The following is a 19,840-nucleotide window of genomic DNA, read 5'->3' on the forward strand; positions in this document are numbered from 1 at the left end:
GTTTTTCTTTTTGAGTGCTTTCTTTTACGCCTATAAGTGCGTGATCCAAAAGTTAGGTGTTCAGGACCAAGAAGATTGGATGAGGGAAGACAACTTTTGGAACAACCTCTATAAGGCAAACTCTATAAGGCAAATATCAGACACAAAGGAGAGGTCAGTGGCATGAACAAATGGCAAAAAATGTGGGGCAGTTTTTTATTGGCTGCGCTGTTGGTATTGGCAGGCTGTAGCAGTAATAATGCGGCCGTAGATCAGAACCAGGGAACGGACACACCTGCAGCTCAGGAGCAAAATGCAGGTACAAATGCAGGAAATGAGCAGACCGCTGCGCAAACGGAATATCCATTGACTGTACAGGATTCGAGTGGTCAGGCATTTACCTTCCAATCGGCTCCACAAAGAATCGTATCCCTGGCTCCTTCGGATACCGAAGTATTGTTCGCACTCGGGCTGGACGAGCAAATTGTTGGCGTATCCGATTTGGACGATTACCCGGAAGCGGTAAAGGGCAAGCCGCGGATGGGAACCTCCAAAGTCAATGTAGAAGCCGTCGTTGCTGCGCAGCCTGACCTCGTTGTGACGGCCAACTTCATTAACGAAGCTACGGTCAAGAGCTTGGGGGATTTGGGCATCAAGGTGTTTCAGTCCGAACCCAAGACAATTCAGGACGCCATGGAGCATATCAAGCTGATCGGCACGATTACGGATCACCAGGCTCAGGCAGGGGAAGTGATTGCCAAGATGGAGCAGGAACTGCAATTGGTGACTGAAGCTGTCAAATCCGTGGGCGAGGATCAGAAGAAAAAGGTATATATCGAGTTTTCCCCGGGATGGACGGTGGGGAAAGGCGAATTTATGGATGAAATGATCACGCTGGCTGGTGGGGTCAATGTAGCATCTGACATCGAAGGCTGGTCGGAGATCAACGAAGAGAACATTATTCAGGCTGATCCGGACGTCATTTTGTATGCAAAGAGCCTGGTTTATGAGAACAATCAAACTCTGGCTGATATTATTAAAGCCCGCGGTGGTTGGGAGCAAATCAAAGCCATCAAGGAAGATCAGGTCTTTGGCCTGGAAGATAATCTGCTGAGCCGCCCGGGACCACGGATTACGCAAGGACTTATTGAGGTGGCGAAGGCGATCTATCCGGACCTGGTACAGCCATGATTCGTGGCAAACTGGCCGGATACGGAACGATAGGGCTGTTGCTGCTCGTAGTGACGCTGCTGCTTTGCATCGGAATCGGCTCGGTCTATTTGCCTGCTGGGGAGATTGCGGCTATTCTGCTGCACCGGATTCCGGGACTTGGCCGCTTGATTACTCCTGATTGGGAAGTGGCGGCGGAGCAGATCGTCGTGCTGGTCCGCCTTCCGCGTGTATTACTTGGCATGCTTGTTGGCGCTTCACTGGCGGTAGCCGGAGCCGGATTTCAGGGTGTGCTGCGCAACCCGCTGGCTGATCCCTATACGCTTGGCGTATCTTCGGGTTCGGCCATCGGCGCCGCCGTCCTGATATTCTTCGGCTGGCAGTTTTCCGTGCTAGGGGTGTTCACGCTCCCGGCCATTGCCTTTATTACCGGATCGATCACCCTGTGGATTGTTCTGTGGCTGGCGCGGGAAAACGGCAAGCTGCCGATCGAAAGCTTGATCCTCTCGGGGGTGGTCATGCAATCCTTTCTTGGAGCGGTGGTCTCTTTTCTGACGGCAATGTCCAAGAAGACGGTCAACGAAATTTTATACTGGACAATGGGCAGCTTAAGCTTGCGTGGATGGTCGTATACGGCCATCCTTTTCCCATATTTGCTGCTGGGAGCGTTATACTTATGGAGTAGAGCCAAGCACTTGAATTTGCTGTCCCTGGGCGAGCGACAAGCCGCTCATTCCGGTATGGCTGTGGAGCGGACCAAGCTGCTGGTGCTGCTGGTGGCTACGCTGATGACGGCGGCAGCCGTATCTGTCTCGGGAGTTATCGGCTTCGTTGGACTGGTGGTTCCGCACATGATTCGTTTGATTACCGGACCGGATTATCGCTTGATTATTCCACTGTCGGCGATGGGCGGCGGTATATTCATGATGTGGAGCGATCTTGCCGCTCGCTCCCTGCTTGCCCCTACCGAAATTCCACTTGGCATTGTTACTGCTTTTGTAGGTGCTCCCTTCTTTGGTTACTTGCTATACCTCAAGAAGAAGCAAAGGGAGGCGGAAATGCGTTGATTGAAATCACGAATATATCCAAAGCTTATGGCCGCTACAACATACTGGATAAGCTGAGCTGGAAGGTGCGGTCTGGCGAATTCTGGGGACTGATTGGCCCGAATGGCAGTGGCAAAACCACCCTTATCAACTTGATTTCCGGTGTGGAGAAGCCGGATGGCGGAGAGATACAACTGGATGGAAAGCGACTGGATACCTATTCGCGCAAGGCGTTATCGCATAAAGTTGCCGTGCTGCAGCAGGATGGCCTGCCCCCCGTGAGTTATTCGGTCCGTGAGGTGGTTGAGATGGGCAGGTTCGCCTATCAGGACTGGCGTGGCCGGGAGCTAGGTGATCCGTTGGCAGGAGCCAGGCTAATCGATGGCATCATGGAGCGCCTGGATTTGCTGGAACTGCAGCACCGTCCGCTCAGCGTACTCAGCGGAGGACAACGGCAACGGGCTGCATTGGGGAAGGTCATGGCCCAGCAACCGGAATTGGTATTGCTGGACGAGCCAACCACCTATCTGGATTTGCGCTACCAGCTTCAATTTATGGAACTGGTGGCCGACTGGCAGCGAACAGAAGGGCTGACGGTCATCTCAGTGATGCATGATTTGAATTTGGCAGCGATGTATTGTAACCACCTGCTTGTCATGAGCGGCGGGAGCATCGTGGGACAGGGGGCCCCGGAGGACATTCTCTCTCCAGACCTGGTAGCCAGCGTGTTTGGCGTTCATGCCCACCAGGTCGTGCATCCCGATCTGAACATTCCCCAGCTATTACTGCGGCGGGGGGACGTTGCTCCGTGGCAGAGTCAGTAAGGCTGAGAAAGGGGAAAATGAACATGGAATTTAAAGCGCTAGCACAGTTGATAGAGGAGATCACACCTCTGAATTTGGCAGCGATGAAGGCAGCCGGGGAGCATCTGGATCGTCTGGCCAAGCCGCCCGGCAGTCTTGGCAAGCTGGAGGCGCTGGCGGTGAAGCTGTGCGGTATTACCGGGGAAATGCAGCCGTTATTTTCTGACCGGACCGTTATCGTTATGGCGGCGGATCACGGGGTATGCGAAGAGGGCATCAGTGCCTTTCCCGCTGAGGTGACGCCCCAAATGGTGCTTAACTTTCTCGCCGGTGGCGCGGCTGTGAATGTCTTGGCTCGCCAAGCGTCAGCCGAGGTTGTCTGCGTGGATATCGGAGTGAATGCAGAGCTTGCGCATCCGAATTTACTTCAGCGCAAGCTCCGTTATGGTACCGCCAATATGGTTAAAGGTCCGGCCATGAGCCGACAGGAAGCGGAGGCAGCTATTTTGGTCGGCGCAAATGTAGTTGCTGCCGAAGCGGGACGAGGAGCCCGGCTGTTCGTGACCGGAGAGATGGGTATCGGCAATACGACGGCCAGCGCAGCGCTGATGAGCAGTCTTACGGGTTATTCTCCGCTGGAAAGTGTCGGTCGGGGAACGGGCATCACGGATGAACGTCTGCAGCACAAGAGAAATGTGGTGGCCCAAGCGCTGGAGATGAATGCGCCTGATGCAGAAGACCCGCTTGACGTACTGTCCAAGGTAGGTGGTCTGGAGATTGCCGGGATGACCGGGATTATTCTGGGAGCCGCTGCTTTGCATTGTCCGGTTGTTATTGATGGCTTCATCTCTACGGTGGCTGCCTTAGTTGCCGTTCGTCTGGCGCCGGAAGCAGCTAATTACGTAATTGCTTCCCATATTTCTCAGGAGCAGGGGCATCGTCAATTGCTGGAATCCATGAAGCTTGCACCTATGCTCGATCTGGACATGCGCCTTGGTGAGGGCACCGGAGGTGTGCTGGCATTGCATCTCGTGGATGCCGCTTGCCATATCATGAGGGAGATGGCTACCTTTGAAAGTGCGGGAGTATCGGATGGCGTTGCCTCCGAAGAGCTAAGCCGATGAAGGTTCTGGTGACCGGAGGAGCGCGTAGCGGAAAAAGCACGTTTGCTGAACGCTTTGTGATGAAACAGGCGGGCTCGGCGATTTATGTTGCCACGGCACAAGCCTTTGATAAAGAGATGAAGGAGCGTATTGCACTTCACCGGCAGCAGCGTGAGGAGCAAGAGTATGGTTGGACTACGCTGGAGGAGCCCTATAGACTTCCCGCTTTACTGATAAAACTAGGTGGAGACCACGATGGCCAGGAACGGTTAGCGACGTCTTCCATGGAGCATGAGCTATGTTCTGACGCTAAGGCTAGAGTCGTGAATACCTGGACTTGCCAGCCTACCGTGCTGGTCGATTGCCTGACCTTATGGTTGTCCAACATATTGCTGGCTGCCGGAGATGAACCCGATCATGCGATCGAAACGGTCATGGAGCAGATCAGACAACTGGCTGCGGCTGTGGCTGAATTCCCGGGCACATTGGTGATGGTCACGAATGAGGTAGGCCATGGGATTGTACCTGAGTATCCGCTGGGGCGGCAATACCGGGACTTGGCCGGTACAATGAATCGCATGATTGCAGCGATGGCGGATCAGGTATTTCTAGTCACAGCAGGCATCCCGATAGAATTAAAAAGCAGGGAGTATCTTTTATGAGCGAACCTAAATCTCAGGGACCGCAGAATAATGTCGTCTATCCCTTATCTCATCAAATCGTTGCGGCGTTTCAATTCCTGTCCCGTATTCCGATTCGGAAGGAACTGGATTTTACACCCGATCTGTTGCGGCGCAGTGCGGTGTACTATCCCCTGGTCGGCGCGTCCATTGGTATCTGTGTCTGGGGGGCGGGTCTTTTATTCGCTTGGCTGCTGCCTTCCTGGCCTGCGGCTGTACTTGCGCTGATGGTTTGGGTCTGGCTCACGGGCGGCTTGCATCTGGATGGCTGGATGGATACGGCGGACGGGCTGCTGAGCTACCGCTCCAGAGAGAGAATGCTGGAAATTATGAAGGACAGCCGGGTCGGTGCTATGGGCGTACTAGCTTGTATGCTGCTGGTGTTGCTCAAGCTGTCCTTGGTCTTTTCCTTGCTGCAAAGCAGTCCCGTTCAATCGGGATTGGCCATTATGACGGCAGCGATCTGGAGCCGCTGGTTCATGACCCGGGCTATGCAGCGCTGGCCGAAGGCCAGGCAAGGGGAAGGGCTGGCAGGGCAATTCCGTACCGTGGGTGGACGCGAGGCTCAGGAGTCAACGCTACTGGCCCTGTTGCTGACCATTGCAATTATGTTGTTGTGCCTGCTGCTGGCTTTGCAAGGGATGGAAGGGGATGCTTTGATGAAGGTCATGCTGTATATGATGCTTCACCCTTTTGTGGCCTGGGGAGCAGGCACCTGGGCAGCAGGACGAATCAGCCACAAATTGGGGGGCTTGACAGGGGATACCTACGGAGCGTTGAATGAAGGGCTGGAGGCTTTGCTGTTGCTGCTGGCTGTCCTGATTTTACTATGAAGACGGACCTTGCAAGAGAGGAGCACAAACTGGAATGGAGCGTAACAAAAAGCTGGCTGCAAGCATCGGTGCAGTTCTCATGGTGCAAGGCACGGCCTCGGATGTAGGAAAAAGTGTAATCGTAACGGCCTTATGCCGTATTTTTGTTCAGGACGGTTTGCGTCCTGCCCCGTTCAAATCCCAGAACATGGCTCTGAATTCTTATGTTACGCCGGACGGTAAGGAGATTGGCCGCGCGCAGGGAACGCAGGCTGAGGCCTGCGGGATTGCAGCGACTACGGACATGAATCCGGTGCTGCTTAAACCAACGGGGGACATGCATTCGCAAATCGTAGTCCATGGCCGTCCACATCAGCATCTCAGTGCGGTCAAGTATCGTGAGGAATTCTTGCCGCAGGCCAAGCCGCTGGTGATGGAAGCCCTGAATCGGCTGCGTCAGCAATACGACATCGTGGTGATGGAAGGTGCGGGGAGTCCGGCGGAAATCAATCTCAAGCATCGTGATATCGTAAACATGAATCTGGCAGGCTGGGCGGATGCTCCGGTTATTCTGATCGGAGATATCGACCGGGGGGGTGTATTTGCTTTTTTTGTTGGGACGCTGGAGCTGTTGGAGCCGCATGAACGAGCCCGCGTCAAGGGCTTCATTATCAATAAATTTCGCGGTGATGTGTCTTTATTGAAGCCTGGTTTGGATTGGCTGAAGCAACGTACCGGTATCCCTGTATTAGGTGTCATTCCCTTCATGCCGGATATGGATATTGATGCAGAGGATTCGGTGGTGCTGGATACCTATGACTCGGCCCGGCCTGCCCTCGGACAGGCGGAGCTGGATATCGCTGTCATTCGCTACCCGCGCATCTCCAATTTCACTGACTTCGCGCCCTTGGTGGCAGAGCCTGATGTTTCGGTTCGATATGTAGATAAGGCCGCAGATTTGGGAAGACCCGATGTGATCATATTGCCGGGAACGAAGGATACGCTGGGTGATTTGGACTATTTGCGTCGTCAAGGACTGGAGCAGGAGATATCCGGCCATTTGCAGCGTGGCACACACACCCAATTGGTCGGAATTTGCGGGGGTTATCAAATGCTTGGGGAACAGCTCCATGATCCTGAGGGAGTGGAAGCCATGGCTTCCAGGTGGGCCCCTGGTCTGGGCTGGTTACCGTTGTCTACTACCTTTCTTCCCGGGAAGAAGACCGTGCGTGTACAAGGCACGATGCTGGATGATTCTCCACTACGCTTGAATATGACAGATCGACAGTTCCTCATCGAGGGCTATGAGATTCATGCCGGGGTCACTATACCGGTGTCCGCTCAAGATATTTCAGTATCCGTTGCCTCCTTATTTGCTGTCCGTTCCATTCAAGACACCAGCCGCAATGCGCAGGCAGAGGATGCCCGGGCAGAAAGGGATAGCTTAGGTCAAGATATGGCTGATCAGGATAGACAAAGGGACTTGCATGCGGGTGGCGAGGTTCATCTGGAAGGAGCTTCACGCAGCGATGGCAGAGTGTTCGAGACTTACTTGCACGGTCTGTTTCATAACGACGACTGGAGACGTGCCTGGTTAAATGGCATCCGCGTGAGCAAGGGGTTAGCTCCGTTGGAAGCTACAATCTCTATGGCAGCACGCAAGGAGGAGGCCTTTGATCGGCTTGCAGATCATGTCCGTGCACATTTGCATATGAAGAAGCTATACGAGATTGCTGGAATTCAGCCTGAATCCGAGGCGTAAGTCATGGTTATCAGTGCAGCTAAGTCACATAATTAAAAACCGTCCCCTGGGCACCGTTTAATGAATCACGGTGAAGGGAACGGTTTTTTTGTTGAACTCATAATTAAGGCTCAATCTAAAAAATCATCGCATATATGTCCAGCACTGATTTTGGTGTTGAGCCATAATTAAATCTGGAACTTCTCAACAGACTCGCGCAATAATATCGCTTGCTTGTGCAAGGATTGAACCGTCTGAGCATGGCCTTCCATTTCAGATAGCTGCTGCTGGGAATAGTCAGAGATTTGCACCATATTTTCAAGCGACTTTGCGGTGATATTCGCTGATTCCTCAACAGAGGCCGTAACTTCCTCTGTGCCCGCAGATACCTGCTGGGTTGAGGCCGAGACGGACTGAATGGTCAGGTTTACATTGTGAATCAACTCTGTCAACTGCTCAAAGGCTTGGCCCGCTTGCTTCACACGCTCTGTACCGGACACGATCTCTTGGCTGGCATTCTGCATAGCGTTGACGGAGTTCTCCGATTCCTCGCGTATACTGAGCAGATTTTCGCTAATCTCTTCCATGGCCAGCCGGGATTGCTCTGCCAGCTTGCGGACTTCCTCGGCAACGACGGCGAAGCCTTTGCCGTGCTCACCCGCCCGCGCAGCTTCAATCGCGGCATTCAAGGCCAAAATGTTAATTTGCTTTGTAATATCGGTGATGGTTCCTACGACCGTAGCAATCGATTCCGAGCGTTCGTTGAGGTTGCGGATATACGCCAGCGTACGGTTGGCTGCATCCTCTACATGGAGCATTTGCTGTACGGCAGTTTGAGCCAGTTCATTCCCCGCTCCGGCCTCAGCGGAGGCTTGTCCGATTCGGTCACTCACTTCCGCAGAGGAAGTGGCAATATGCTGCACTCCTAGGGATATTTCTTCCATAGCCCGAGCATTTTCAGCGGCTGCCGAGGCAATTGTCATACTTCCCGACTCGATCTCTTGAGTAGCCGTATTGGAGCGTGCAATCAAGTCCTGAAAGGTCGTTACTGATGTTGACAGATGGTCAGAGGCTCCCACGACAGCATGAGAGGTTTGCATTACGGTTGCAAACATTTCTTTGAGTTGGGTCGTCATCGTCCGGAAGCTGTTGGCCAACTGCCCGATTTCATCCTGGCTCTTCACTTCGATAGTTTGGCGGAAATCGCCAACTGCCATTTTGTCAGTGGCTGCAACCAGCTTCTTGATGGGCTTGGTGATTCGCGTACTGATCAAGTAAGCGGCGGCCATGCCCAGCACAATAACGAGAGCGGTAATGGCGATACAGATATTTAGTATTTCTGCCCGCTTCTCATCAATAAACGTGGCATCAAGCCCCACACCAAGCAATGCTTTACTGCCGGGGATGGCAATAAAGGCCGTTTTGTGCGATCCAAAGCTGTCCGAGTAGAGGTCGCTGATCTTGACTCCACCGTTGACCGCCTCCGTCATGGCCGCTTGAATCTCCAGCTTATCGCCGGCTGTCATGCCCGAGTTCTCATTGGCAGCCAGCACGGTGGCACCTTCTTCCTGAAGATGAAGCAGGTAAGCGGTGCTAAGCTGAAATTCGGCGGCGCTGGAGGTCAGATACTGCTCTACTGTAAACCGCGAGTTTTCGTTGCCACTTAACAGTTGCAATGATTGGGTAGTATCCAGGCGCTTGAAAATATCCTGAGTGCTGGTCAGCAATACCTTATCGAATTGAGGCAGCACATTTTGATTAATGATGCCCATAGAAATGTAATAAAAGCTGACACTAAATAATAGCGATGAAATGACGATGACCGCCGCAAATACACTCATCAGCCTGCGGCTTATGGAGCGATTAATGCCCTTAAACAAAGAAAATCCTCTCCAATCTCCCTTAAGATGTTGTTATTGGTTCTTATAGGAACTGCAGTGTCTATTTTTCTACCACTGGTTCATAAGCATTATTCTATAGGAAAAAATGCCCTTTGAAAATAAGCTCGTCACATTTTTTTGGTTTTCAAGCTATTATTTATGTAAAAATGCCTAGAAATGCAGATAAAAAGGAAAATAAAAAAGGAGCCTTGAGCCCTGGAAAGGGCAACAAAGCTTCTTTTTTATTACATTAAGCGTTAGATATAAGTTAGGTTTTTAGGGTAGCTGGTTAATACTTCCACCCCGGTTGCTGTGACCAATACATCATCTTCGATACGAACGCCGCCCACTCCCGGTACGTAAATGCCTGGCTCTACCGTAAATACATGTCCTTCCGCTAGCCGGTATTCATTTTCCCCATGGACGGAAGGAAATTCATGGACATCAATGCCAAGCCCATGGCCAAGCCGATGAAGGAAATACTCCCCATATCCAGCCCTTTCGATGACTTGCCGTGCAGCATGGTCAATGGAGGCGAAGGTCACGCCGGGCTTGATGGCCGCGATTGCCGCTTCGTTAGCGGCTAGCACGGTTTCATAGATTTTAATCAACTCCGGGGATAGTTCCCCGACAGCGAAGGTTCGAGTAATGTCCGAGGCGTAGCCATCTGCATAAACGCCGATATCGAACATCAGCAGATCGCCCCTGCGGATTTGTCTGTTGCCAGGTACGCCATGCGGAAGGGCTGTTTTCTCGCCCGATAGAACCATCGAGTCAAAGGAGGGACCATCTGCACCCAATTTGCGAATTTGATATTCAACCTGGGCAACGAGCTCATTTTCAGTCACGCCTTCTTGCACCTGAAGCAGCGTTTCACTAAGCACCTGCTCAATCAGCCGGACGGCATGCTTGATTTTATCTACTTCAGCCGTGCTCTTGCTTACTCGCAAGTCACGGAGCCATGTTCCTACGTCCGTGTACCCGCCAAAACCTAACGTGTCTTTCATTTGCTCAAATTTAGCAACGGAAACCTGCTCCTTCTCAAAGCCGAACGTCCCTTTTAGTTCACCCAGCCTTGATTTGAGCACTTCATAGGGATTGTCGGTATCTCCATGGGTCAGAATTTCGGTTACATCCGCAGCAGCCCGGGCGGCTGCTTCATCCAATGCAGGGACGAGCATAAAGGGCTCGCTTCCGACTTGCAGAATCGCTCCAAGAAACCGTTCATGCGGATTGCTTAAAAATCCGGTGAGATAGTAAACATGTTTTGGGTCCGTAATCAGTACGGTATCGACACCTGATTCATGCATCTTGCGTTCAAGTTCCATCCATTTTGCATTCATTCCAAAACCATCGTCCTTTCGTTACAAAACCTCTCGTTCTATTATAGGACAAAACCTGTCAAGAACGTATAGAATACAATAAATGAGAGGAGCGTCCCTAGCTTTATCCGGGTTCAAGCATTTTGAAAAACGCACAGCGGAAGCATAAGCTTTGGTCCTGTAAACCCGACTTTTTGAAATACGTACTAAAAAGGGGGAAGATGAACCAGGTGCTATGGTCTTAATTCTTTCACAAGATTAGGAGGTGTACGTCCTTCTAAGGCAGCTACCAGATTGTGAGCGGCCACCATGGCCATCTTGCGGCGTGTCTGATCGGTAGCAGAGCCGATATGAGGCAAGGTGACGACATTGCGGAGCTGGAGCAGCGGGTGATCCGCGGCAATCGGCTCGTGCTCGTATACGTCCAGACCGGCTCCATAGATCTGTTGATTTTGCAAGGCGGCGACCATCGTCGCCTCATCCACAGTCGCTCCACGCGAGGCGTTGACAAATATGGCGGTTGGCTTCATCAAGGCGAACTCCCGGGCGCCGATTAAATGGCGGGTTTCCGGAGTAAGCGGCGTCATGAGGACAAGGAAGTCGGCCTCCTTAAGCAGCTCATCCATGGGCAGATAGCGGGCCTCCAGGTTGGCCTCGGCATCTGGCCTGCGGCTGCGGTTGTAGTAGAGGATCTCCATGCCAAAGCCGAACCTGCCACGATGGGCCACGGCCTCGCCGATTTCACCCATACCGATGATGCCGAGCTTCTTGTGATGAACATCCAGTCCGAAGAAGCTCGGACCATCTCCACGTTTCCACTGTCCTGCCTTGACATATTGATCCAGTTCAGAAATGCGGCGGGCGACATCCAGCATCAAGGCAACAATGAGATCGGCCACGGTATCGTTTAGCGATCCCGCCGTGTTTGTCCCCATGACTCCACGTTCTTTCATAGCTGCAAGATCAAAATTGTTATAGCCGACGCTGACATTGCTAACTACCTTCAATTTGGGAGCGTGGTCCAGCAATTCCCGGTTAATGCTGCGGTCAGCGGTCAGCAGGCCCTCGGCTTCGGCAAGGCTTGCCAGCAGCTGCTCTCGGGTAATCGGCTGGGGCTGATTCCACATGCTTACATCACAATGCTCTTCCAGATAGGCTTTGACCTCTGGGGGGAGGTTCCTCGACACAAACACTTTTGGCTTCATCGGCATTTCTCCTCTCCTGTATCTCCTGGGCGCAGCAGGGCGCTAAATTTCCTGATCATCCTATTATACCGTAATCGATCGCCCATATAAATTTAGCGGTTATCTACTTTTTCCGGATACATATCATGGTTCAGCAAACGGTGTTCGGCCATGGCTTCGTATTTGGTGCCGGGCTGGCCATAGTTGCAATAAGGGTCGATGGAAATCCCGCCTCGGGGAGTGAATTTGCCCCATACTTCAATATATTTCGGTTCCATCAGCTTAATGAGATCGTTCATGATGATGTTGACGCAATCCTCGTGGAAGTCTCCGTGGTTGCGGAAGCTGAACAAGTATAACTTAAGCGATTTGCTCTCGACCATTTTAATGTCAGGAATGTAACTGATATAGATGGTGGCAAAATCGGGTTGGCCGGTAATCGGACACAGGCTGGTGAACTCAGGGCAATTAAACTTTACAAAGTAATCGCGGTACGGGTGCTTATTGTCGAAGCTTTCAAGCACCTCTGGCGCATAGTTAAACGGATATTTAACGCCCTGGTTGCCCAGCAGCGTCACATCCTGCATTTCCTCGGGTTTTCTTCCGGACATGAGAAGTCCTCCTTAATCTAATCATGTAGATGACTTTCTTTGCGGTACAACCTTTGCAAGAGCTAGACGCCACGCTTGTTGCCCCATACGAGGGCATGCAATTGCGGCAATACACGAACATCATTCAGTTCAGATGCAGCGATGACTTTATCGATCAGAGTCTCATAGCGGTGGAGCAAATCAGAAGCATGCTCCGCGATATCCATGCGCTTGACGTCCGGATTGCCTACCTGCAGGTACATGGCTATCTCGGGATAACGTTTATGGACTTGCTTGGCATAAGCCAGGTCAAAGTCGTCAAATACGACGACCTTCAGACTGACAGCCAAAGGATACGGGCGATGCTTCAGCTTGCCGACGATCTTGTCCAGAGCGGTCCAATCGGTCTCCATGCCGGAGCTGGGCGGTTTCGGCGAGAGGGTTACCTGCTCTACTTCGGCTAGCCAGTCCTGCCAACGGGAGCCTTGGGTCTCGACGGCTACGGCTAGTCCCTCGGCATGGAGCAGCCTGACGAGCTCAGCTAACTGCGGCAGCAGGGCGGGATTACCGCCTGACAAGGTGACATGGGCAAAACGGTCTTCACCCGCTTTGCGCAACTCCGCCAGAATTTGTCCCGCCGTCAATCGGCGGATCGATTCCTTGGCGCTGCCGTCCCAAGTGAAGGATGAATCACACCAGCTGCAGCGGTAATCGCATCCGGCAGTACGGACAAACATCGTTTTCTGGCCAATTACCATGCCTTCGCCCTGGACGGTAGGCCCAAAAATTTCAAGTACAGGAATCACAGGTTCACTCATTCCTGCATCCACTCCCGCTTGACCTCGGCATAGCTGGTCGGCGTCTCATACAGACGGACAAATTCCGTCCGTCCCTCCTGAATGGAAGAGCGATATGTGGGGGAGCTCAGGGCGGCCTCCATTTTCTCATAGAGCCAGACCACCATATTTTCGGCGGTTGTATTCATCGGCGGCAGGGTTTCGTTCAAATAGCGGTGATCGAGAAAAATTTCAATTTCCTGTTTCCAAATGGCTTTGAGAGTGCTGAAGTCCACTGTAATTCCAGTTTCGTCCGGAAAGGCGCTAATGCCAAAAACAACCTTATAGGTATGACCGTGCAAATTTTTGCACTTGCCTTCATAGGCATGGAGATGATGTGCCGCATCAAACGTAAATTCCTTGCTGACCAGCACCCGGCGACGATGATAGCGAAGCTGGTCCGCGGTGATATCCACACCCAGCTTTTGTAGAGACTCTACAATACGAAATTCTCCAGGTGTTCGGCTCATCGTTGATTCGTCCCTTCGCGTTCCTGCAGGTATTTGTCCAGTCCGGCTTGTCTGAGCTTGCACGCGGGACATTCGCCGCAGCCATGGCCGATGATGCCGTTGTAACAGGTTAAGGTGCGTTCACGGATAAAATTGAAAGCGCCAAGCTCGTCGGCCAGCTTCCAGGTAGCTGCCTTGTCAATCCACATCAGTGGCGTATGAATCACAAATTCATAGTCCATAGCGAGGTTCAGCGTTACGTTTAGCGATTTGACAAAGACGTCCCGGCAGTCCGGATATCCGCTGAAATCCGTTTCACATACCCCGGTTATAACGTGCTTGGCCGAGATTCCTTTGGCCATAACCGCAGCAAAGCTGAGGAACAAATGATTGCGTCCATCGACAAAGGTGCTGGGCAATTCGCCTTCTTTTTGTTCAATTGCCATATCGCTGCGGGTCAGAGCATTTTGCGTGAGCTGCCCTAGCAGGCTCATATCCAGTACGGTGTGCTTGATGCCAAGCTCCCCGGCAATCTCTCTTGCGCACTCAATCTCCAGGCTGTGGCGTTGTCCGTAGTCGAACGTGACCGCCTCCACTTCACCAAATTGCTTCATCGCCCAGAACAGACAAGTGGTGCTGTCCTGGCCGCCGCTAAATACTACAATGGCTTTTTCATTTTTAAGCATAAAAAAACCCTCCGTCTTCATGGAATAATAGAAGAAAGAGAGTTCTTGAACTGGTCACAAAAAACAAGCCTGGCATATGCTCGAGCTTTTTCCGGATTACCCTCAGGTGGTAGTCAAAGCTCACGTGATGGTAATGGAAAAAGACCTCCGCATAAGGAAGGCGCTTATAGTTTTTTATAGAGGGAGTTCGCGAACCTCTTCCATCTCCCTTACCTTTTGGGAAGGGGGATGAGTTTCTTCAATTGTCATAAATTTTATTATAGCATATATTGTCCCGCCTGAAAGTGGAAAAGTAAAGCAAACAAGGTAGGAGAATAGTCCCAAATCCCCAATAGACCGTTTCCAAAAATGAATTATTATCGGATAATGGAAGTAATCAAATGAAGGAGGGGAACACATGAAGAAGCTCAAATGGCTGTCTATTCCTTTGGCGTTCATGCTTGTTGTGCTTGCCGGTTGCCAATCGGTTGGCGGTTTGGATATAAGCAAGGCGCTTGCCAACAATATGAAGCCGGTGTCCAGTGAATCCAGACAGACCGTAAGTGTAGAAGTAGTGCCAGCAGAGGGGGCTTTGTCTGTTTCAGACAAGGTTGCTATTGAACTGATTAATTCTTTTTCCTTAAATATCGAACATGGGAAGGTAGAGGACGATCAGACTGTGTCCATGAAAGGCGATGTGCAACTGAATGGTCAGACAACTCCGTTCCTGTTGTCCATGGATGAGCAGGGAATCGGCCTGCAAATTGAGGGAGCCAAACAACCTTTGTACATATCGCAGCAACAGGAAGCTCCAGACATCCTGGCAACGGATAATCTGGATGCGATAAATCAGGGGTCCCAGGAAATGGCGGTCAAGGTCGGGGAATTTATCTATAAGCATTTCCCTAATCCGCCGGTAATATCTGTCGAACAAGGCGAGACTGAAGTCAACGGTGAGAAGCTGAAGTTGACGCATTTGCATACAGAAATTCGCGGTGATGAATTCTTTGACTTAGTCAAGCCGTTTCTGGCCAATGCTGCCAAGGATGAGCAAGGGCTGAAAGCTTTGATCGAAGGCTATTATGATCTGTTCGTTCCATATGTTCTCATGCTTGAGGAGAACTCCTCTGCATTGCCTGACGACAAACAGGCCATAGTGGATAATATCTACACTGAGCTGAAAAAAGGGCTTGAGGAGATCCTTGCTTCCTATGATGCGGAGATCCAAAAAATGCTGGGGGATGACCCTGATGTAGCAACGATCTTTGGCAAAGACACCGTTCTGAAGCTAGACCTGTACTTCGACGGCCAGTTAAATGTGCGTAAGCAAACGATGGATCTGAATATCGCCTTGCCAAGTTCTGAGGATCTTCCGATTTCGGCTGTGAAAGTACACAGCGACAGCGAAGTTTGGAATATCGGGGGCGCTGTCAAGGCCGACAAAGTAGACACAAGCAATGGTGTATTGGACTTCACAGCAGCAGATCCAACACCGGGGCAAGTCCTGCGCAACTTTGAAGGCGTTGCGCCGTTGTATCAATTCCTGGACGAAACTATGAACATCGGCTACAAGATGACTTCTATCGATACAGATAGCGACTATTATGGCGTCATTAAGAAGGAAGGGACAACGTACATTCCACTGCGCTTTTTCGCTGACGAATTGGATGCAGATATTAAATGGATGCAGGATTCTTCCCAGTTTGTGGTGACGGATGATATTACCGGTAAGGAAATTGTACTTAAGGTCGGCTCAAGCGAAGCCTTGGTAGACGGCACTCCGGTACAGCTCAAGCATCCTGTGTTCATAGACACCAATGGTTCATCTTACGTGCCGCTTCGCTTTATGGCCGAAGCTCTGGGCGCTGAGCTGGACACAGAAATTGAAGGTTGGATTATGCTGACAAGAGAGTAGGTTGAATAATCCGGATGGCTGGCCAGAATAGGCAGCCTGCAACTTAAAGGGCCGTTCCCCGCATATTATGATGCGTACGGGAGCTGGCCCTTTTTGAACTCATATTATTACGCTTGTTACAGCGAGACAGGGTGAAATTAAAAATGTTGAAACTAAAACGCGGCGATGTGCTGTTAATGATCGTGTTGGTGCTGGCAGGCTCGATTTGGTTAGGGTTCCGTCAAGAAATGGAAAGCCGCCAAACCTATGATCCGGCTACACTTTCTGCGGAGATTCAGGTCGATGGCGAACTGTACCGGAGTGTGCCGCTGGACGAGGGGGAGCAGACGATCGATATTGCCACGTCGTATGGCCGGAATACCCTGAAAGTATTTGATGAAGGCATTCAGATGGTGTTCGCCGACTGCCCAAAGAAGATATCGATGCAGATGGGATTCATTTCCCGTCCCAATGAAACGATTATCTGCGTTCCTAACCGAGTATATGTGCAAATCGTGCAAAGCGGTGAGCCTGTGTCCGATGAGGAGGCAGTAGATGCCTTTATCAGCGGCTGATGTTATCCCATACCTGGATGGAATCGCCGTTTGGATATACATAAGGGGTAGCAGGCCGTTCGATTTCCGATAATCGCTCTGCTTTGATCGTAATGATGCTCTTGCCCTGTCTGGTTTGAGGTTCTATGATTCCTTCCACCTCAAGCCAGGCATCTTTGGCGAGCCCGGAAACAGGATGATCCGACGTGATAATGACACCAAATGGAGAGGAATCAGCGGTGCAGCACAATACAAGAAAGCGTCCTAAGACAAATTGTTTGGCGCCCTGTATGAGCTCTTCATCCTGGTACACGAAGCCGCTTAGCTTGATCCTTTTGCCGCGAAATTTGTCCTGAAAAAGCTCGATGGCTCCAATGGTCTCGGAAAATATTTCGGGCTTGACCTCGATGACGGGCTCGGGATAAAGCCGCTGGGCCAAGGCAGCAAATTCTGTATTATACGGATCAGGCGCCTTGAAGATTTCCTCCAGTTGTTCCGAGGCGAGCAAGGGAGAGGACAAGCTCATGCCCTTCTTGGCGGCGGCGAAGCTGCCTAGCTCCTGATCGGGCAATAAGGTCCCCAGCAGCAGCGGAAACAGAAACAAGCCATAGACCGCGGCATTTTTCCAGCCGGATGCGGAAAGGGGACGCTCACAATCGCAAAGGGCGGCGGAGCGTTGGAACAAGGCTTGATAAGCCAAGCAGATAGCCATAAGAACAAGCGGTATGGGTACATAGCGAATCAGCGGCTCCATACGGGGAGCAATATAGAAATAGAGAGCTCCGGAACGGGTTAGATGAGCAATAAACAAGGCCAGGCCAAGCAAGATGAAGGCTCTGACTAAATAATGTCTGCGAATAATGAGCGGCTGATTCATATGGGCAATAATCCTCCTTATGAGCTTTTACCATCGCAGGGCAGGCCGTTTGCCTACAGCCATAACGCACCAACCAGTACGGCCCCCGTAAATACGAGTGCAGAGATCAGGAAGGCAAGCAGTAAAACGAATTTGGTGCGGAATACAGAGAGCAGCATCAGCATATTTTTAAAGTCCAGCATAGGCCCGAAGACGAGAAAGGCCAGTAGCGATCCCCCGGAAAAGGTTTGCAGGAAGGTGGAGGCTACAAAGGCATCGGATGTGGAGCACAGGGACAGAACGAAGGCAAAGCCCATCATGAACAGGTAGGCACTGACAGACCCGCTTCCAATGTCCGCCAGATGTTCTCTGGCGATAAACGCCTGAATGCCTGCGGTTAACAGACAGCCAATCAGCAGGTATTTGCCCATCTCGAACACTTCATCGGCAGCATGTACGAACACTGCGGTCAGTTTGTTGCTGCCATGAGCAGGTGTGTGTCCCTGTCCATTGCCGTCTTGAGTAACGCCAAGTGCCAAGGAATGCTTGAGTGGATTGTCCTTCCAGCAGAGGTATAGTATCCCGCCAATGGCTGCGGCAACAGCAAAGGCCAGTCCCATACGAGCGTAGACCATTTCCGGATACAGGCGAAAGGCCATATAGGTGGCACTGAACACCACGGGGTTCAGAATGGGGCCGGATAAAATGAACACGACAGCCATATAGACAGGCATTCCCTTCTGAATCATCCTCCGAATCAGAGGAATCATCCCGCATTCGCATACGGGAAACACCAGTCCAAGCAGACAAGCGAAGAGAATGCCCGGTACGGGATGCCTGGGCATCCAGCGGCGCAGCATTTCTTCAGAGACAAATAGATGCATAAGTGACGACAGAATCGCTCCTACCAGGACGAAAGGTAAGGCTTCGAGCAGAATGCCAAGGAAGCTGGTCTTAAAGGTCTGCATTTCGTCCATCGGCACCTGCCGAAGGAGGGCGGGCGAGACCGCTGTCAAACAGGCCAGCGCAAAGGCAGCCGGCAGCAGCATAGGCAACAAACGGGGGACAGGAATTTTGTTCATCTGGTTCTCCTTCTAAGCTTCATCATAATCATAATTATTACGATTCAAGGAAATTCAGAACCAGGGTTGGCCTGGGTGGGACAAGTTTATTTTGGAAATTAAACTGACTGAAACATTTTTAATCAAGGAGATGTTACACCGAATGAGGGTTGATGGATATCTCCGGCCTGACATTGACGACGACCGGATTTCTTTTATGTTTGAGTCAATGCATACAGACTAACAAAGCCGATAACCCCATTACGCGGTTATCGGCCTCTTCATATTCAGGCATTGTTGACTGGATGCTTCATGTCAGATCAGGAATTTGCCAATCAATTTCAGGAAGCCCCTGAGCACGCAAAAATTCGTTTGCTCTGGAGAAGGGCTTGCTGCCAAGAAAGCCGCGATGGGCTGATAGGGGACTAGGATGCGGTGTTTTAATCAAATAGTGATTTTTATTCGTTATCAAAGCCGCTTTCTTCTGAGCGTGGCTCCCCCAAAGCAAATAGACAACCGGATCACTTTTCTCGTTCAGCGTCTCGATCACCTTGTCAGTAAAGTTCTCCCAGCCTTTATCCTTATGAGAGTTGGCCGTCTCGGCTTGCACGGTCAGGACCGTGTTGAGCAAGAGCACACCTTGCTTGGCCCAGGGAACCAGATAGCCATTGTTCGGAATATAGCAGCCCAGGTCGTCGCGCAGCTCCTTGAAGATATTTTGCAGGGATGGCGGAGCCTTCACTCCAGGCTTCACGGAGAAGCTAAGACCATGCGCTTGCCCTGGTCCATGATAAGGGTCTTGCCCCAAAATCACGACCTTCACGTCAGCGAAGGAGGTATAATGAAGGGCGTTGAAGATATCGTACATATCGGGATAAATTGTTTTCGTGCGATATTCATGGGCCAGAAATGTACGGAGCTGCAAATAATACGGCTTGTTGAATTCGGCTTCCAGATAAGGAGCCCAATCATTTTTTAAAATGGTCAAGCGAATGTCACCTCGGTTTGACTTGTTTTCAGTTAGTTTGGCTGACTTTCAGCTTATGTTATTTTCGACAAGTCTGGTCCCGGTTCCTGCCCGGGCGGCCAACCCTTTATGTTTGAAGGGAGATTAAGCGTCATAATTAGCCATACCGGCCGCATCGATCTCCTCATCCTTGTGAACAGACCAAGCCTTCCCTTGTCTTCTGCTCATGGCAGGCAAAGGAAGGCCTG

19 protein-coding genes and 1 riboswitch are annotated in these 19,840 nt (G+C 51.3%); of the genes, 9 read left to right on the forward strand and 10 right to left on the reverse strand.

Translation table 11 applies throughout. The features are described from left to right. The first annotated feature begins 162 nt into the window (after window positions 1–162). The 7 genes from C557_RS0116480 to C557_RS0116510 are packed head-to-tail and all read left to right on the forward strand — an operon-like array spanning window position 163 to window position 7,355. Entirely contained in the window at window positions 163–1,170 is a 1,008-nt protein-coding gene (locus C557_RS0116480; RefSeq protein WP_018752993.1) for an ABC transporter substrate-binding protein, read from the forward strand. Beyond that, window positions 1,170–2,216, forward strand: a complete 1,047-nt coding sequence (locus C557_RS0116485) for a FecCD family ABC transporter permease (RefSeq protein WP_085979065.1) — start codon at window positions 1,170–1,172, stop codon at window positions 2,214–2,216. Before C557_RS0116480 ends, C557_RS0116485 begins: the two co-directional genes overlap by 1 nt. Next, entirely contained in the window at window positions 2,213–3,019 is an 807-nt protein-coding gene (locus C557_RS0116490; RefSeq protein ID WP_018752995.1) for an ABC transporter ATP-binding protein, read from the forward strand. The genes C557_RS0116485 and C557_RS0116490 overlap by 4 nt, the downstream gene beginning before the upstream one ends. A gap of 23 nt (window positions 3,020–3,042) precedes the next feature. After that, a complete protein-coding gene (gene cobT, locus C557_RS0116495) occupies window positions 3,043–4,122 on the forward strand; it encodes a nicotinate-nucleotide--dimethylbenzimidazole phosphoribosyltransferase (protein WP_018752996.1) in 1,080 nt (359 codons plus the stop codon). After that, window positions 4,119–4,763: a bifunctional adenosylcobinamide kinase/adenosylcobinamide-phosphate guanylyltransferase gene (locus C557_RS0116500; RefSeq protein ID WP_018752997.1), complete on the forward strand. Its 645-nt coding sequence runs from the start codon at window positions 4,119–4,121 to the stop codon at window positions 4,761–4,763. Before cobT ends, C557_RS0116500 begins: the two co-directional genes overlap by 4 nt. Next, entirely contained in the window at window positions 4,760–5,614 is an 855-nt protein-coding gene (gene cobS, locus C557_RS0116505; RefSeq protein ID WP_018752998.1) for an adenosylcobinamide-GDP ribazoletransferase, read from the forward strand. The genes C557_RS0116500 and cobS overlap by 4 nt, the downstream gene beginning before the upstream one ends. 34 nt (window positions 5,615–5,648) lie before the next feature. Continuing rightward, the gene (locus C557_RS0116510; RefSeq protein WP_018752999.1) at window positions 5,649–7,355 is read left to right on the forward strand and encodes a cobyric acid synthase; all 1,707 of its coding nucleotides are present in this window, start codon (window positions 5,649–5,651) and stop codon (window positions 7,353–7,355) included. Between the two features lie 167 nt (window positions 7,356–7,522). On the opposite strand, the gene C557_RS0116515 is transcribed toward C557_RS0116510, so the two are convergent. The 7 genes from C557_RS0116515 to queC form a co-directional block, all read right to left on the reverse strand. After that, on the reverse strand, window positions 7,523–9,214 hold the full coding sequence (locus C557_RS0116515) for a methyl-accepting chemotaxis protein (protein ID WP_018753000.1): 1,692 nt from the start codon (window positions 9,212–9,214) through the stop codon (window positions 7,523–7,525). 257 nt (window positions 9,215–9,471) lie between these two features. Next, on the reverse strand, window positions 9,472–10,557 hold the full coding sequence (locus tag C557_RS0116520; RefSeq protein ID WP_018753001.1) for a M24 family metallopeptidase: 1,086 nt from the start codon (window positions 10,555–10,557) through the stop codon (window positions 9,472–9,474). Window positions 10,558–10,769: 212 nt separating this feature from the next. Next, the gene (locus C557_RS0116525) at window positions 10,770–11,741 is read right to left on the reverse strand and encodes a 2-hydroxyacid dehydrogenase (protein ID WP_026263533.1); all 972 of its coding nucleotides are present in this window, start codon (window positions 11,739–11,741) and stop codon (window positions 10,770–10,772) included. A gap of 92 nt (window positions 11,742–11,833) precedes the next feature. Further along, the gene (gene queF / locus C557_RS0116530; protein ID WP_018753003.1) at window positions 11,834–12,331 is read right to left on the reverse strand and encodes a preQ(1) synthase; all 498 of its coding nucleotides are present in this window, start codon (window positions 12,329–12,331) and stop codon (window positions 11,834–11,836) included. 62 nt (window positions 12,332–12,393) lie between these two features. Further along, window positions 12,394–13,128 carry a 7-carboxy-7-deazaguanine synthase QueE gene (gene queE / locus C557_RS0116535; RefSeq protein ID WP_018753004.1) on the reverse strand — a complete coding sequence of 245 codons (735 nt, stop codon included), beginning with the start codon at window positions 13,126–13,128 and terminating at the stop codon, window positions 12,394–12,396. After that, window positions 13,125–13,616, reverse strand: coding sequence for a 6-carboxytetrahydropterin synthase QueD (queD, locus tag C557_RS0116540; protein ID WP_018753005.1), 492 nt, complete (start codon window positions 13,614–13,616; stop codon window positions 13,125–13,127). The genes queE and queD overlap by 4 nt, the downstream gene beginning before the upstream one ends. After that, window positions 13,613–14,281: a 7-cyano-7-deazaguanine synthase QueC gene (gene queC / locus C557_RS0116545; RefSeq protein WP_018753006.1), complete on the reverse strand. Its 669-nt coding sequence runs from the start codon at window positions 14,279–14,281 to the stop codon at window positions 13,613–13,615. Before queC ends, queD begins: the two co-directional genes overlap by 4 nt. 160 nt (window positions 14,282–14,441) lie before the next feature. Beyond that, window positions 14,442–14,485: riboswitch (PreQ1 riboswitch) on the reverse strand. Between the two features lie 193 nt (window positions 14,486–14,678). On the opposite strand from queC, the gene C557_RS0116550 reads away from it, so the two are divergent. Then, window positions 14,679–16,175 (forward strand): copper amine oxidase N-terminal domain-containing protein, encoded by a 1,497-nt coding sequence (locus C557_RS0116550; RefSeq protein WP_018753007.1) that lies wholly within the window; start codon window positions 14,679–14,681, stop codon window positions 16,173–16,175. A gap of 143 nt (window positions 16,176–16,318) precedes the next feature. Further along, a complete protein-coding gene (locus tag C557_RS0116555; RefSeq protein WP_018753008.1) occupies window positions 16,319–16,729 on the forward strand; it encodes a NusG domain II-containing protein in 411 nt (136 codons plus the stop codon). Here the strand turns inward: C557_RS0116555 and C557_RS0116560 are convergent. The 3 genes from C557_RS0116560 to C557_RS0116570 all read right to left on the reverse strand — a co-directional run bounded on the left by C557_RS0116560 (window position 16,719) and on the right by C557_RS0116570 (window position 19,613). After that, window positions 16,719–17,585 (reverse strand): TIGR03943 family putative permease subunit, encoded by an 867-nt coding sequence (locus C557_RS0116560; RefSeq protein ID WP_018753009.1) that lies wholly within the window; start codon window positions 17,583–17,585, stop codon window positions 16,719–16,721. The two genes, C557_RS0116555 and C557_RS0116560, sit on opposite strands and share 11 nt — an antisense overlap. A 53-nt stretch (window positions 17,586–17,638) precedes the next feature. Then, window positions 17,639–18,646: a permease gene (locus tag C557_RS0116565; RefSeq protein WP_018753010.1), complete on the reverse strand. Its 1,008-nt coding sequence runs from the start codon at window positions 18,644–18,646 to the stop codon at window positions 17,639–17,641. A gap of 289 nt (window positions 18,647–18,935) precedes the next feature. After that, complete coding sequence (locus C557_RS0116570) at window positions 18,936–19,613, reverse strand: uracil-DNA glycosylase (protein WP_018753011.1); 678 nt, start codon at window positions 19,611–19,613, stop codon at window positions 18,936–18,938. Window positions 19,614–19,840: the final 227 nt, after the last annotated feature.

It is taken from the genome of Paenibacillus sanguinis 2301083 = DSM 16941, assembly GCF_000374825.1.
GTDB lineage: Bacteria > Bacillota > Bacilli > Paenibacillales > Paenibacillaceae > Fontibacillus > Fontibacillus sanguinis.